General features: G+C 64.2%; 13 protein-coding genes. 8 read left to right on the top strand and 5 right to left on the bottom strand.

Going from position 1 to position 14828, the window contains the following annotated elements; all coding sequences use genetic code 11:
- The first annotated feature begins 13 nt into the window (after positions 1–13).
- From K420_RS0117640 to K420_RS0117655, 4 genes are all read left to right on the top strand, one after another.
- Complete coding sequence (locus tag K420_RS0117640) at positions 14–994, top strand: YheT family hydrolase (RefSeq protein ID WP_027459216.1); 981 nt, start codon at positions 14–16, stop codon at positions 992–994.
- Positions 991–2367, top strand: a complete 1377-nt coding sequence (locus tag K420_RS0117645; RefSeq protein ID WP_027459217.1) for a phosphomannomutase/phosphoglucomutase — start codon at positions 991–993, stop codon at positions 2365–2367. The genes K420_RS0117640 and K420_RS0117645 overlap by 4 nt, the downstream gene beginning before the upstream one ends.
- Before the next feature lie 9 nt (positions 2368–2376).
- Complete coding sequence (locus tag K420_RS0117650; RefSeq protein ID WP_027459218.1) at positions 2377–3630, top strand: EAL and HDOD domain-containing protein; 1254 nt, start codon at positions 2377–2379, stop codon at positions 3628–3630.
- An 85-nt stretch (positions 3631–3715) separates the two neighbouring features.
- Positions 3716–4051, top strand: a complete 336-nt coding sequence (locus K420_RS0117655; RefSeq protein ID WP_027459219.1) for a hypothetical protein — start codon at positions 3716–3718, stop codon at positions 4049–4051.
- A gap of 43 nt (positions 4052–4094) precedes the next feature.
- On the opposite strand, the gene alaS is transcribed toward K420_RS0117655, so the two are convergent.
- The 4 genes from alaS to K420_RS0117675 all read right to left on the bottom strand — a co-directional run bounded on the left by alaS (position 4095) and on the right by K420_RS0117675 (position 9308).
- Positions 4095–6710: an alanine--tRNA ligase gene (gene alaS / locus K420_RS0117660; protein WP_027459220.1), complete on the bottom strand. Its 2616-nt coding sequence runs from the start codon at positions 6708–6710 to the stop codon at positions 4095–4097.
- A 125-nt stretch (positions 6711–6835) separates the two neighbouring features.
- Entirely contained in the window at positions 6836–7192 is a 357-nt protein-coding gene (locus K420_RS0117665; RefSeq protein ID WP_027459221.1) for a hypothetical protein, read from the bottom strand.
- Between the two features lie 65 nt (positions 7193–7257).
- Positions 7258–7998 (bottom strand): glycerophosphodiester phosphodiesterase, encoded by a 741-nt coding sequence (gene ugpQ / locus K420_RS0117670; protein WP_027459222.1) that lies wholly within the window; start codon positions 7996–7998, stop codon positions 7258–7260.
- Positions 7998–9308, bottom strand: coding sequence for an extracellular solute-binding protein (locus K420_RS0117675; protein WP_027459223.1), 1311 nt, complete (start codon positions 9306–9308; stop codon positions 7998–8000). The genes ugpQ and K420_RS0117675 overlap by 1 nt, the downstream gene beginning before the upstream one ends.
- A 124-nt stretch (positions 9309–9432) precedes the next feature.
- On the opposite strand from K420_RS0117675, the gene K420_RS19480 reads away from it, so the two are divergent.
- The 4 genes from K420_RS19480 to K420_RS0117695 all read left to right on the top strand — a co-directional run bounded on the left by K420_RS19480 (position 9433) and on the right by K420_RS0117695 (position 14308).
- The gene (locus K420_RS19480; protein WP_035855079.1) at positions 9433–9846 is read left to right on the top strand and encodes a lipoprotein; all 414 of its coding nucleotides are present in this window, start codon (positions 9433–9435) and stop codon (positions 9844–9846) included.
- A 39-nt stretch (positions 9847–9885) separates the two neighbouring features.
- Positions 9886–12420 (top strand): sensor histidine kinase, encoded by a 2535-nt coding sequence (locus K420_RS0117685; protein WP_027459224.1) that lies wholly within the window; start codon positions 9886–9888, stop codon positions 12418–12420.
- Positions 12417–12782 (top strand): response regulator, encoded by a 366-nt coding sequence (locus K420_RS0117690; protein WP_027459225.1) that lies wholly within the window; start codon positions 12417–12419, stop codon positions 12780–12782. The genes K420_RS0117685 and K420_RS0117690 overlap by 4 nt, the downstream gene beginning before the upstream one ends.
- A gap of 158 nt (positions 12783–12940) precedes the next feature.
- Complete coding sequence (locus K420_RS0117695; RefSeq protein WP_051453302.1) at positions 12941–14308, top strand: DEAD/DEAH box helicase; 1368 nt, start codon at positions 12941–12943, stop codon at positions 14306–14308.
- Between the two features lie 66 nt (positions 14309–14374).
- Here the strand turns inward: K420_RS0117695 and K420_RS19485 are convergent.
- Positions 14375–14828, bottom strand: a 454-nt coding sequence (locus tag K420_RS19485; RefSeq protein WP_035855081.1) for a PP2C family protein-serine/threonine phosphatase, incomplete at its 5' end; no start/stop codon positions are given.

A 14828-nucleotide genomic window follows, 5' to 3' on the forward strand; every position in this document is an offset into this window, starting at 1 on the left:
CCGCTGCCTCTCCTTGAAACCTGTCTCTCCCCCTTATCGCGCCCCTGCCTGGCTGCCGGGCGGCCACGCCCAGACGATCTGGCCGCTGCTCATCAAGCCGCGCCCCGTGCCGCTGCGCCGCGAGCGCTGGGCGACCCCGGACGACGATTTCATCGATATCGACCTGCTCGACGGCCCGGCTGATGCGCCGCTGCTGGTTCTCTTCCATGGCCTCGAAGGCAGTTCACGCAGCCATTACGCGATCGCCACCGCCCAAGCCTGCCGACGGATCGGCTGGCGCCTCGCCCTGCCGCATTTCCGGGGCTGCTCGGGCGAACTAAATCGCCGCCCACGCGCCTATCACTCAGGCGATTCGGCCGAAATCGACTGGATTTTGCGCCGCCTGCACCAGGCCAATGTGGGCCGCCCCCTGCACGCAACCGGCATTTCACTCGGCGGCAACGCCCTGCTCAAGTGGGCCGGCGAGCAAGGCCCGGCAGCTCGAACCGTGGTCAGCGGCGTGGCCGGCATTTGCGCCCCGCTCGACCTCGCCGCCTGTGGCCACCACCTGGCGCGCGGTTTCAACCGGCTCTACACCCGGCACTTCCTCGATACCCTGAAAGCCCGGTCGGCCGCCCGCCTGCAACGTTTTCCCGGGCTATTCGACGAAACCCGCATGCGCCGCTCGCGCAATCTGTGGGATTTCGACGACGCCGTGACCGGGCCGGTGCACGGCTTTGCCGGCGCCGACGATTACTGGACACGCGCCTCGGCCAAACCCTGGCTGAAAACCATCGCCGTACCCACGCTGGTCATCAATCCACGCAATGACCCCTTCCTGCCGGCCGCCGTGCTGCCCGGCCCGGCCGAAATCAGCCCCAGCGTCCGCCTTGAGCAACCGACGGGCGGCGGCCACGTCGGCTTCGTCAGCGGCGCCTTCCCCGGCAATCTGGACTGGTTGCCGCAAAGGCTCTTACACTTCTTCATTTACGAAACGCCACTCCCTTCGCCATGAACCAACTCCCTGCCGAAATCTTCAAGGCCTACGACATCCGGGGCATCGTCAATAAATCGCTGACCGCCGAGGTTGTCCGCCAGGTCGGCCATGCCCTCGGTTCGCTGGCTGTCGAGCAGGGCCAGAAGGCCATCGCCGTCGGTCGTGACGGCCGCCTGTCCGGGCCGGAACTGGCCGGCGCACTGATGGACGGCATCTGTGCCGCCGGGTGCGATGCGATCGACGTCGGTTGCGTGCCGACCCCGGTCACCTACTTCGCGGCCTACGAACTGGGCTGCAACTCCTGCGTCTCGGTCACCGGCAGCCACAACCCCCCCGACTACAACGGCCTGAAGATGGTGATCGGCGGCACGACGCTGGCCCTCGACGCCATCCAGGACCTCAAGAAGCGCATCGAAGCCGGCAACCTGAAGCACGGCCAGGGTACCCGCCGCAGCGCCGACGTCAAGGCAGCCTACGTCGAGCGTATCGTCTCCGACGTCAAGCTCGCCCGGCCGATGAAAATCGTCATGGATTGTGGCAACGGCGTGGCCGGCGCCGTCGCGCCGGAACTGTTCAAGCGCCTCGGCTGCGAGATCATCCCGCTCTATTGCGAGGTCGATGGCAACTTCCCGAACCACCACCCGGACCCCTCCAAGCCGGAAAACCTGGCCGACGTGATCAAGGCACTCAAGGAAACCGACGCCGAGATCGGCATCGCCTTCGACGGTGACGGCGACCGCCTCGGGGTCGTCACCAAGGACGGCGAGATCATCTTCCCCGATCGCCAGCTGATGCTGTTCGCCGCTGACGTACTGTCGCGCGTGCCGGGTGGCCAGATCATCTACGATGTCAAATGCACCCGCCTGCTCGCCGGCTGGATTCGCCAGCACGGCGGCGAGCCGCTGATGTGGAACACCGGTCACGCCCTGGTCAAGGCCAAGCTGAAGGAAACTGGCGCCCCGCTGGCCGGCGAGATGTCCGGTCACACGTTCTTCAAGGAGCGCTGGTACGGCTTCGACGACGGCCTGTACACCGGCGCCCGCCTGCTCGAAATCCTCGCCCGGGCAACCGATGCCAACCCGGTGCTGAAGAACCTGCCGAACGCCCCGTCTACGCCGGAACTGAATATCAAGATGGCCGAAGGTGAGCCCTTCGCGTTGATCGACAAGCTGAAGGCGGCAGGTCAGTTCCCGGGTGCCGAGCAGATCATCACCATCGACGGCGTACGCGTCGAATACGCCGACGGCTTCGGCCTGGCCCGCCCGTCGAACACGACGCCGGTCGTCGTGCTGCGCTTCGAAGCCGACAACGCCGCTGCACTCGAACGCATCCAGGCCGGCTTCCGGCAAGCCCTGAGCGCCGTCTGGCCGGGCATCCAGCTGCCGTTCTGAGGAGTTTTCGTGAGCGAAGCCGCCGCCGACCAGCTTTTTCTCGGACGCCAACCGATCCTCGATCGCGAACAGCGCTTGCATGCCTACGAACTGCTGTTCCGTAGCGGCAGCGCCAATTTCGCTCAGGTGACGGACGGCGTCCAGGCCACGGCCACGGTCATCGCCAACGCCTTCACCGAGCTCGGCGTCGAAGCAGCGCTGGGCAGCCATCGCGGCTTCATCAACGTCGATGAGCAATTCCTGTTCAGCGACCTGCTCGAACTGCTGCCGCGCCACGCGGTGGTGCTGGAAATTCTCGAAACGGTGCCGCCCTCTCCGGCCGTCATCGAGCGCTGCCAGGCATTGAAGGCCGCCGGCTTCACGCTGGCCCTCGACGACGTCATCCAGCTCGAACCGCAGTTTGCCGAACTCCTCGCCCTGGTCGAGATCGTCAAGGTCGACATCCAGCCGCTATCGCGCGTGCAGTTGATGCAGCTGGCCATGAAGCTGAAACCGATGGGCAAGCAATTGCTGGCCGAGAAAGTCGACTCCCGGGAACAGATGGAGCAATGCCTGAAACTCGGCTTCAGCCTGTTCCAGGGCTATTACTTCGCCAAACCAACCATCATCGCCGGCAAGAAACTCGATCATTCACAACTGTCGCTGATGAAGCTGATGGGCCTGCTGCTCGGCGACGCCGACACCAGCGAACTGGAAGCCGCGCTCAAGCCGGAACCGGGCCTGACCATCAACCTGCTGCGCATGACCAATTCGGTCGGTGCCGGCTGCACCGAGCGCATCACCTCGCTCGGCCATGCCATCACCGTTCTGGGCCGCCGCCAGTTGCAGCGCTGGCTGCAGCTGCTGGTTTTCGCCTCCAGCGGCCAGAACCCGATCGAAAATCCGCTGTTGCAGATGGCCGCCACCCGCGGCCGCCTGATGGAGTTGCTGGCTGGCGAGTTGCGCCCGGGTGACGGTGCGCTGGCCGATCGCGCTTTCATGGTCGGCATCATGTCGCTGATGCCTGTCCTGGTCGGCCAGCCGATCGCCGACATCGTCGCCCCGCTTGGCCTGGCGGCCGATGTGCGCGATGCGCTGTGCTCCGGCAGTGGTCCGCTCGGCGCCCTGCTCCGCCTCAGCGAAAGTAGCGAGAGCGGCAACCTGGCTGACCTGAGCGCCGCCCTTGCCGAATTACCGGGACTTGGCCCGAAAGCCATCAACCGGGCCCAGACGCAGGCGCTGCAATGGGCCAACGAAATCGGCCAGGAACAACCGGAGTCATAAGCGTTACAAAACTGCCACAGCCGGACGACACGCCCGAACGGATGTCGCGCTTATACTTGCCCAGTCACTTCACGCTCAAACCGACATGGACAGCCAACGGCAAGACCCGCCTTTCGGCAGCAGTCTCCCCGGCCAGACGCCACCGGGGCCGCTTGCCAAAATCATCGCCTTTCTGCTCAGCGCGGCCTTCCTGACGCTCGCTTTCATGTTCTCGCTGGTCGCCCTGGCGGTCATCGCCGTCCTGGGTATCGGGCTGGGCGGCTGGCTGTGGTGGAAGACCCGCGCCCTGCGCAAGCAGATGCGAGCGGCCGAAGCCAGCCTGCGCTCCGGCAATACCACGACGACTGCCACGGGCAGCAACACGATCATCGAAGGTGAATTCGTTCGCGAGACGTCGGCCAGCGAGCGCCTGCTGCGCTGACCGGCACAAGCGGCGAGGCCCAGCCCCGCCGCCCGAGCGGCACTCAGAGCTTGCCGCTGACCCAGCCCTGCACTGAAGCCAGCGCTGCCGGCAGATTTTCCGGCTGCGTACCGCCAGCCTGGGCCATGTCCGGACGACCGCCCCCCTTGCCGCCAATCTGCTGGGCAACCATGTTGACCAGCTCGCCTGCCTTGACCTTGCCGGTCAGGTCGGCGGTCACTCCGGCAATCAACGTCACCTTGCCGTCGGCCACTGACGACAGCACGATGGCGGCGGATTTCAGCTTGTCCTTGAGCTTGTCCATGGTCTCGCGCAGGGCAGTGACATCGGCGCCTTCCAGCGTCGCAGCCAGCACCTTGGCGCCCTTGACGTCAGCGGCCTGAGCGACCAGGTCGTCGCCCTGCGAGGCAGCCAGCTTGGATTTCAGGCGGGCCAGTTCCTTTTCCAGCGCCCGGACGTTTTCCAGCACCTGGGCGATCTTGCCCGGCACTTCGCTGACCGGTGCCTTGAAGGCAGCAGCGGCGCCGTCAAGCATGGACTGCTGTTGCTGCACCAGGGCCAGCGCGTTGTCGCCGGTGACGGCTTCGACACGGCGCACACCGGCCGCGACGCCGGCTTCGACGGTGATCTTGAACAGGCCGATATCGCCGGTCCGCGAAACGTGTGTACCGCCGCACAGTTCGCGCGACGAGCCGATGTCCAGCACGCGCACTTCGTCGCCATACTTTTCACCGAACAGCATCATGGCGCCCAGCTTCTGGGCTTCGGCGATGGGCAGCACGCGGCATTCGGTGGCGGCGTTGGCCAGCACCTCGGCATTGACGATGGCTTCGACCTTGCGGATCTCGTCATCGGTCATCGGCTGGTTGTGCACGAAGTCGAAGCGGGTCTTGTCCGGATCGACCTGCGAGCCTTTCTGCTGGACGTGATCGCCGAGCACTTCGCGCAGGGCCTTGTGCAGCAGGTGGGTGGCCGAGTGGTTGCGCATGGTGCGCTGGCGGGCCAGTACGTCGACCTTGGCGGTGACGTTGTTGCCGACGGTCAGCGTGCCGGTCTTGACCACGCCGTGGTGACCGAAGACGGTGGCCTGGATTTTCTGCGTATCTTCGACGGCGAAGATGCCATGCACCGACTGCAGCGCGCCGCGGTCACCGACCTGGCCGCCGGATTCGGCATAGAACGGGGTGTTGTCGAGGACGACAACCCCCATGTCGCCTTCATGCAACTGATTGACCGCGACGCCGTCCTTGTACAGGGCCAGCACATTGCCCTTGAACTCGAGGTTGTCGTAGCCATGGAAGGTGGTGGCCGGACCATCGTATTCGAGATTGGCGGCCATCTTGAACTTGCCGGCAGCGCGCGCCTGTTCCTTCTGGCGGGCCATGGCGGAATCGAAGGCCGCGGCGTCGACGGTGATCTGGTGCTCGCGGCAGATGTCCTGCGTCAGGTCGAGCGGGAAGCCGTAGGTATCGTGCAACTTGAAAGCGGTCTCGCCATTGAACACCCCGCCCTCGCCGAGCGACTTCAGTTCGCCGTCGAGGATGGCCATGCCGTGCTCGATGGTTTCGAAGAAGCGGTCCTCTTCCTGTTTGAGTGTGGCGACGATCTTGGCCTGGTTCTGGCCCAGTTCCGGATAGGCCATGCCCATCTCGGCGACGAGGTCCGGCACCATCTTGTGGAAGAAGGCGGCACGGGCACCCAGCTTGTAGCCGTGGCGGATGGCGCGGCGGATGATGCGGCGCAGGACATAGCCACGCCCCTCGTTGCCCGGGATCACGCCGTCGGCGATCAGGAAGGAGCAGGCGCGGATGTGGTCGGCCAGCACCTTGAGCGACGGGCTGTTCATGTCGGCGTCGCTGGTTTCGCGAGCCGCGGCCTTGAGCAGTGCCTGGAACAGGTCGATCTCGTAGTTGGCATGCACGCCCTGCAACACGGCGGAAATACGCTCCAGGCCCATGCCAGTGTCGACGGACGGCTTGGGTAGCGGGTGCATGACGCCGTTTTCGTCGCGGTTGAACTGCATGAAGACGTTGTTCCAGATCTCGATGAACCGGTCGCCGTCCTCCTCCGGCGATCCCGGGGGGCCGCCCCAGTGCTGTTCACCGTGGTCGTAGAAGATTTCGGTGCACGGACCGCAAGGGCCGGTGTCGCCCATCATCCAGAAATTGTCGGAGGCGTAGCGGGCGCCCTTGTTGTCGCCGATGCGGATGACCTTGTCCACCGGTACGCCGACTTCCTTGGTCCAGATGTCGTAGGCTTCGTCGTCCTCGGCGTAGACGGTGACCGTCAGCTTTTCCTTGGGCAACTTGTAGACCTCGGTCAGCAGTTCCCATGCGTACTTGATCGCATCGCGCTTGAAGTAATCACCGAAGCTGAAGTTGCCGAGCATCTCGAAGAAGGTGTGGTGGCGGGCGGTGTAACCGACGTTCTCGAGGTCGTTGTGCTTGCCGCCGGCGCGCACACACTTTTGCGAGGTGGTGGCGCGGCTGTAGGGACGCTTGTCGAAACCGAGGAAGACGTCCTTGAACTGGTTCATGCCGGCGTTGGTGAACAACAGCGTCGGGTCTTCATGCGGCACCAGCGAACTGGACGAAACGATCTGGTGCCCCTTGGAGGCGAAAAAATCGAGGAATTGCTGGCGGATTTCGGAGCTTTTCATAAGCTGGCGGCCTTTGCGGCGGTGGAATTCGAAACCATCGATTTTAAATGAAAGCGTGAATATTCAGTGGCATCCAAAAGCAAAAACCCGCCAGCAGGCGGGTTGTGGAAGCCAGCACAGGAAGATCAGCGACGTCGGGCGGGCCGGTCGACCCGGCCGTTGTGATTGAAATCGTGCTGTCGGTCGTGCTTCTGGCGATCGATACGGGCACTCTGCGTATCCTGAGCCTGATGAAGGCGAGCACGCTCGCGGCCGGTGACCACGCCATCGGCCTTGGCACGGTTTTCCATGTTGTCGATGCGCTGCTGGCCGTGCTCCAGGCGGTTCGCTTCACGTTGCGTCAGGCTGCCGGAGGCCACGCCTTGGTCGATGCGACGCTCCTGGTTGGCCTGGCGCTGGTCGATTCCCGGCGTATTGGCCTGGGCGAAAGCGAGGGTCGGCAAGGCAATGGCGATGGCGGCAAGTGCTTGGATGGTTTTCATGACTTTCCTCCTGATGTGCAGGGCAAACTCCCTGGGCGCCATTAGAAGTTAAAGCACGCCAAAAATCAGCCGCCCAATTGCAAGGCTTTGTAAGCACTTGTTTCCGCGAAAAGATCGAGCCGATCGGTGAAAAATGCACTGACGCCGCTTGCCAGCAGCATCGCGGCCTGCTCCGGGCAATTGACGGTGTAGCACAGCACCGGAATGCTGCTTGCATTCGCCTCGGCCAGCACATCCCGCACCACATGCGCGGCATTGCAATGGAGCGTCACGCCCCGCACTTCGTGCAATTGACGGAGCCAGTCGGCTGGCACCGCGTCGAACAGGAGACCGCGCGGAATCTCTGGTGCCACATCGCGGGCAATCGCCAGCGCGTCCATGGAGAACGATGAAATGAGCGGCGGGGTTGCCGCCCCCTGCCACAAGACGGCGCACTGACGCGCCACCACCTTGGCCGTCTGACGCTCATGGCCGGCAGCCGGCTTGATCTCGACATTGGCCAGCAAACCCAGTTCGCGACACAAGGCGGCCGCCTGGGCCAGGGTCGGCAACGATTCCCCCTGGCCAGCATCGAGGCGGTGCAGAACGCGATCCGGCGTGGCGCAAACCGGGCCATGGCCGTTGGTGGTGCGCTCCAGCGTTTCGTCATGGATCAGGAACGGCGTGCCGTCCGCCGACAGCATCACATCGAATTCGACGGCCCGAAAACCCAGGCGGGCCGCCAACCGGATGCCGGCCAGCGTATTCTCGGGCGCCAGCGAGCCGCCGCCGCGGTGGGCAATCCAGCGCGGCAGCGGCGATTGCATCAGAAGGGCTGCGCCTTCTTCAGGGCCGGCTTGGCGTTGAGCACGGCATTGCCACGCGACACGGCGGTATCAAGCGCTGCCTTGGCCGGTTTCTGGTCAGACCAGACGGCCTCGAGTTCCTCGTTGACGATGATGCGCACCGCATCGGTGTCGGCGACATGCGGCACGCGCGAGGCGCCACGCCCGTTCATCGAGGCGTAGGCGATTTCCAGCGTCTTGTCGCCATCCTGCAGGATCTTGCTGCGCGCTGCGGCACGGGCTGCACCGGTCAGCGGCAAGCCGCCGTAGGCACGCACCAGTTCGACCTGCATTTCCGGCGAGAGCAGGAAGGCAACGAACTTCGCCGCCTGCTTGTACTCGGCTGCCGACTTGCCGGCCCCCACCCAGAGCGAGGCGCCATCGGCCAACGTATTCTGGCGGCCACCATAGACATCATCATGGTACGGCAGGGGGGCGACCCCCAATTCAACGCCCTTGGCCTCGCGGAAATCGATGTGTTCGCGCGAATCGGTCGTGATCATCGCGCACTCCCCTTCCTGGAAGCGGGTACTGGCTTCGTTACGGCGGCCGAACAGCTTGAAGTAGTTGGCCTTGGTCCACGTCGACATCATCGCGATGTGCTTGACCTGCGGCAGTCCGTTGAAGGTCAGGGCGCCCTTGTCGCTGACCGCCGGCAAGCCGGAAATGGCACTGACATTGTCGATATGCACCCAGACCGGCCAGGACGAGGTGTAGGGGCAGGTGTAGCCGGCATCCTGCAGCTTGTCCAACATGCCCTGCATCTCGAACCAGGTCTTCGGCGGCTGCTCGGGATCGAGCTTGGCCTTGCGCAAGGCGTTCTTGTTGTAGAACAGCACCGGCGTCGAATAAATCAGCGGCAAAGCGACCAAACGGCCCTTGGCATCGACGACACCAGCCTTCAGGTCAGCCGACAGGTCGCCGGTCTGGAGAGGCTGGTTGGCTTTGGCCATCATTTGGTAGAGCGGCACGAAAGCCTTGGCATTGGTCAGCAAATCACTCATGTCGTAACGACGGACGAGATTCAGGCCGGCCGGCTTCTCGCCCTTTTCCAGGCGGGTCAATTTCAAGTTGCCCCCCGTTTCCTTGTTGAAGCGATCGACCACGGCCTGCAATTCGACCTCGCCGGCCGGCCCCAGGTTATGGGCCAGTTCGAAATCGGTCGACGCCGGTGCCACCGGGGCAGGGGCAGCCTTGGCGGCTCCCTTGGCGGCAGGTTTGGCGGCCAGCACGGGGGAACAGGCGACAAGCAACGACAGGGCGATAACGGAAGGGCGAATGCGATACGGCATGGGTACTCCACAGGGCGCTAAAAGGAGAAATTATACTCGCCGGATAATGGCCCACTCGGCCCGCTGCCGTGACTCCCCCCCTCCGCCAACCCCACACTTTTCGCAAATATGCGAGAATTGCGCCATGAAAAAGACCCTTCTCGCCTTCACCGCCCTCCTGGCCCTAAGCGGCTGCGACCAGGTCAGCCAGAAGCTCGGCCTGGAAGACCCCACCAAGAAGGAAGCCCGTCTGGAACCGGAGGCCAAGGCGGTCGGCAGTGCCTGCCGGCAGTCAGGACGCGCCATCGAGGACTGCTATTCGATCTACGGCTGGCTGCCCAAGGCCGGCATCTACGCTGGCTGGCGCGAGATGGACGAATACATGCGGGAAAACAAGCTGGAAACGGTCGCGCCACAATTGCCGCCACCGGAGCCGCCAGGCGTCAAGAAAAAAGCCAAGAAACAGACACCAGCCGAGGACAGCCCGGCTGGCAATGCCAAAGCCGAATCACCCGCCGAAGCCAAGGGTGATAGCGAAAAGAAGACCGACAAGCACTAACCAGCCGAGTCGCATGGCGGCAGGCGAAGGAGGAACCTGATGCGACTCCCGGCCTTTCTGGGTGGAATTCGCGGCAAGCTGATCGCCATCTTCGTGCTGATCAAGGTGGTGCCGCTCCTGCTGCTTGCCTGGTTCGCCTGGCATGCGGCCAGCCAACTCGGTGGCGATGTCTCGGAAAAGGCCGGCGGCATGGCGGATGCGATGCTCGATACCATCAAGTCGATCGGCCAGACAGTCACCGACGACTCGATCCGCGCCCTCGACCTGCGCTCGCGGGAAGCCATCGAGGCGCTGACCACCGATACGGCCAAGGAAATCGCGACCTTCCTCTACGACCGCGATGCGGACATCCGCCAGGCGGCTGCACTCGAACCGAGTGAAGCCGTGTTCCGCCGCTTCCTCAGCGAACGCCAGCGCACCCTGTACCGGCACGGCGCCTGGCGGCTGGCCGAGGACGGCCAGTCCTGGGTGCCGGAAAAACCGGTTACCCGCGAGGCCAGGGTCACCCGCCCCATCCTGTCCGACAACGCCAAGGATTTTCATGCCCGACCGCCAGAGTATCTGGGCGAACCCGAGCGCCGGCCACTGTTCGTCGAAATGACCTTCATCGACCTGGCCGGCAACGAGAAGATCAAGGTCACCTCGGGCGACCTGACCGACAAACGCCTGCGCAATGTTGCCGACCCCGGCAACACCTTCGTCCGGGCGGAACGCTATTTCTCCGAGCTACAGAAACTGAAGCCTGGCGACATCTACGTATCCGATGTGATCGGCGCCTACGTGCCGACGCAGGTCGTCGGCCCCTACCTGCCGGCCGCGCTGGAAAAGGCCGGCAAGCCCTTCAAGCCGGAGGAATCGGCCTATGCCGGCACGGAAAATCCGGTCGGCAAGCGCTTTCGCGGCATCGTGCGCTGGGCCATGCCGGTCATCAAGGATGGCCGCGTCACCGGCTATGTCACCCTCGCCCTCGATCACGACCACATCCGCCAGTTCTCCGATCGCCTGATGCCGACCGAGGAACGCTTCACCCCCATCGCCGACGCCATCAAGGGCAACTACGCCTTCATCTGGGACTACAAGAGCCGCTCCATTTCGCACCCGCGCGACTACATGATCGTCGGCTACGACCCGCAGACCGGCAAGGCGGCCACTCCCTGGATGGACGAAGAGCTGTACGCCGAGTGGCAGGCCAGCGGCAAGCCGGCCGATGAGTTCCTGGCCGGCATCCCGCCCTTCCGTGACCAGAACCTGAAGCGCAAGCCGGCCGGGGAACTGGTCAAGGCCGGCACCCTCGGCCTCGATTGCCGCTACCTCAACTTTTCGCCACAGTGCGACGGCTGGAATGCGGTTACTGAACACGGCGGCTCCGGCTCCTTCGTCATCTTCTTCTCCGGTTTGTGGAAGCTGACCACCGCCGCCGCCATTCCCTACTACACCGGCCAATATGGCAAGACGCCGCAGGGCTTCGGCTTTGTCACCATCGGCGCCAACGTCGATGACTTCCACAAAGCGGCAACCGAGACGGCAGCCAAGATCAACACGCTGGTCGAGCAGAAGGATGCCAGCTTCAAGGCACAGCGCGGCGAATTGCTCGACCACATCCGCGACAGCCTGAACGCAACGGCGCTCGGCCTGTGGGGCTCGACCCTGCTCATGGTGGTCATCGTCATCGGCATCGCCGTCTGGATGGCCGGCCTGCTCACCCGGCGCATCACCGCGATGATCGACGGCATTCACGCCTTCCAGAAGGGCGACCTGAGCCGCCGCCTGGATGCCCGCTCGCAGGACGAAATGGGCGAACTGGCCAGTTCCTTCAACCGGATGGCCGATTCGGTCGAGGAATCGTTCCGCCGCCTGGACGAAGCACGCGAAAAGGCCGAGGAAGCCAGTCGCCAGAAATCGGCCTTCCTGGCCACCATGTCGCACGAGCTGCGCACGCCGCTCAACGGCATTCTTGGTTTCGCCGAACTACTCCACCAGGAACTGACAGCCCCGGCTCACCGGGAATACGCCTCGATCATCCAGCAAAGCGGCGAACACCTGCTCAACCTGGTCAACGAAATCCTCGACCTGGCCAAGATCGAATCCGGCGAAATGGTCTTCAAGTATTCACCGACCACGCTCGCCTTGCTGGTCGCCGAAAGCGCCGCCGGCCACCAGGTCGCCGCACAGAACAAGGGCATCCGTTTCACGCTCGATCTGGCCGACGATCTGCCCGAACAATTGCTGACCGACCCGATGCGCCTGCGCCAGATTCTCAACAACCTGCTCAACAACGCCGTGAAATTCACCGAGCGCGGCGAAGTCGTGCTCAGCGTCCGTCCGGCCGGTGACGACATCGCGTTCACCGTACGCGATACCGGCATCGGCATCCCACCCGACAGCCTGGGAACGATTTTCGAGAAATTCAAGCAACTGGAGAGTTTCCTGACCCGCGAACATGGCGGAACCGGCCTCGGCCTCGCGCTCGTCCGGCAACTGGCCGAGCACCTGGGCGGCCGCGTCACGGTCGAGTCGGAAGTGGGTGTAGGCTCCGCCTTCACCGTTTTCCTGCCAATGGAGCCTCCCGCATGAGTGAAGTACGCCTGGCCCTCGTCGTCGATGACCAGCACACCAACCGTCTGCTCGCTTCGACCCTGCTCAAGCGCCAGGGCTGGACGGTCGAGGAAGCCGACAACGGCGCGCTTGCCCTGGCGCTGGCCGCCCGCCAGCCATTCCGTCTGATCCTGCTCGACATCAGCATGCCCGGGCTGTCCGGCGAGGAAACCTGTGCCGGTTTGCGCAAGATCCTGCTGACGCCCGCCCCCCGCATCATCGCCTACACCGCCCACGCCTTCCCGGAGGACCGGAAGCGTCTGCTGTCCGGGGGTTTCGACGACATCCTGGTCAAGCCGATCAACCGGCAGGCTTTTGACGCGCTGATCGCCGGACTGTAATCGGCGGCTAGCCAGCGGTAGGCGTATAATGCGCCCCCATGTCTGAAATCAATACCTTAGCCGGCGCCGAAGCCGGCCCCTCCGCGGCCGAAGCCGCTCCCGAAACCACCTTCGCCGACCTCGGCCTGGCGCCGGAACTGCTGCGCGCCCTGACCGACATGGGTTACAGCAAGCCGACGCCGATCCAGGCCAAGGCCATCCCGCTCGTCATCAGCGGCAAGGACATCATGGGCGGCGCCCAGACCGGCACCGGCAAGACGGCTGCCTTCACGCTGCCCATCCTGCAGCGCATCCTGCCCTTCGCCAGCAGCAGCCCGTCGCCGGCCAAACACCCGGTGCGCGCCCTGATCCTCGCCCCGACCCGCGAACTGGCGCTGCAGGTCTTCGAATCGGTCAAGGACTACAGCAAGCACACGCCGATCCGCGCCATGTGCGCCTACGGTGGCGTCGACATCAAGCCGCAGATCGCCGAACTGAAGAAGGGCGTCGAGATTCTCGTCGCCACCCCTGGCCGCCTGCTCGACCACGTCGAGAACAAGAGCGTCAGCTTCAATTCCGTGCAGGCCCTGGTCCTCGACGAAGCCGACCGCATGCTCGACATGGGCTTCATCCCCGATGTCACCCGCATCCTGAACATGCTGCCGCAGCAGCGGCAAAGCCTGCTTTTCTCGGCCACCTTCTCGGAAGAGATCAAGAAGCTGGCCGATACCATGCTGACCTCGCCGGTGCTGGTCGAAGTCGCCCGTCGCAACCAGGTTTCGGAAACGATCACCCACCGCGTGCACCCGGTTTCCGAGTGGGGCAAGCGCGGCTTGCTGACCAAGCTGTTGAAGTCCGGCGAAATCCGCCAGTGCATCGTTTTCATGCGCACCAAGCAGGGCTGCTCGCGCCTGACCCGGGAACTCCAGCGGGCCGGCATCCACGCCGATGCGATCCACGGCGACAAGAGCCAACTCGACCGCATCAAGGCGCTCGACGCCTTCAAGGCCGGCCAGACGCATGCCCTGATCGCCACTGACGTCGCCGCCCGCGGCCTGGATGTTGACGAACTGCCCTACGTGATCAACTACGAGTTGCCGCACGTGCCGGAAGATTACGTGCACCGGATCGGCCGCACCGGTCGTGCCGGCAAGATGGGTAACGCCATTTCGCTGGTCAGCGCCCATGAGGTCGGTTATCTGGTCGAGATCGAGAAGCTGATCAAGCGCCCGATCGAGCAGATCGAGGTCGCCGGTTTCGAACCGGAACCGGAATATGAATACCCCCCGGGCAACAAGCGCAAACGCAGCTCGACACCGCCGCCCAAGGCGCCGCTGGCACACAAGCCAGAGCGTCACGAACGCAGCGAGCGCCGGCCATCCCGCAAAAATCCGATGATCGCGGCGGATGGCTTCGATTTCAGCAAGCCTTACGAGGAAGCCCCGCGCGGCGAAGTGCCCGATTCTCCGACGGTGCCGGCCAAGGCCGATCCGCACAAGCCGAAGCGGGTAGTTGCCGCGCTGCTCGGCGGCCTCGGCCGCAAGTAGACGACAAGCTCCCAAAATACGAACGGCGCCGAAATGGCGCCGTTTTTCATTGCCGGAAATCGTGGCTCAGGCAACCGATCGCCGCACAAACCCGGCCGGCGGCGCCGGCTTCGTCGGCGGCAGGGCCTCGATCAGCTTGATGATGGCCAGCGACAGATTGTCCCCACCGCCATTGGCCCGCTGCCGGGCCTTGTCGATAAGGATTTCGCAAGCCTGGCGCGCCGTGTTGTCGGCCACCAGCGTGCCGAGTTCGAGATCGTCGAAATAGCCCCAGAGGCCGTCCGAACAGAGCACGAAAGCATCGCCGGCGCACAGCTCGGTGACTTCGTCGAGCGACACTTTCGGCTCGTCCTGGCCGCCGAGCGAAGCAAGCAGCACATTGCGGTTGGGATGGGTCAGGGCTTGCTGGGGGGTGATCTTGCCGGTCGCGACCAGATGCTCGACGTAGGAATGATCGACCGTCCGCTGCACCAGCTGCTTGCCGCGGAAGTGGTAGAGCCGGCTGTCGCCGCAATGCCCC

Origin of the sequence: Dechloromonas agitata is5 (assembly GCF_000519045.1) — a bacterium.
Lineage (GTDB): Bacteria > Pseudomonadota > Gammaproteobacteria > Burkholderiales > Rhodocyclaceae > Azonexus > Azonexus agitatus.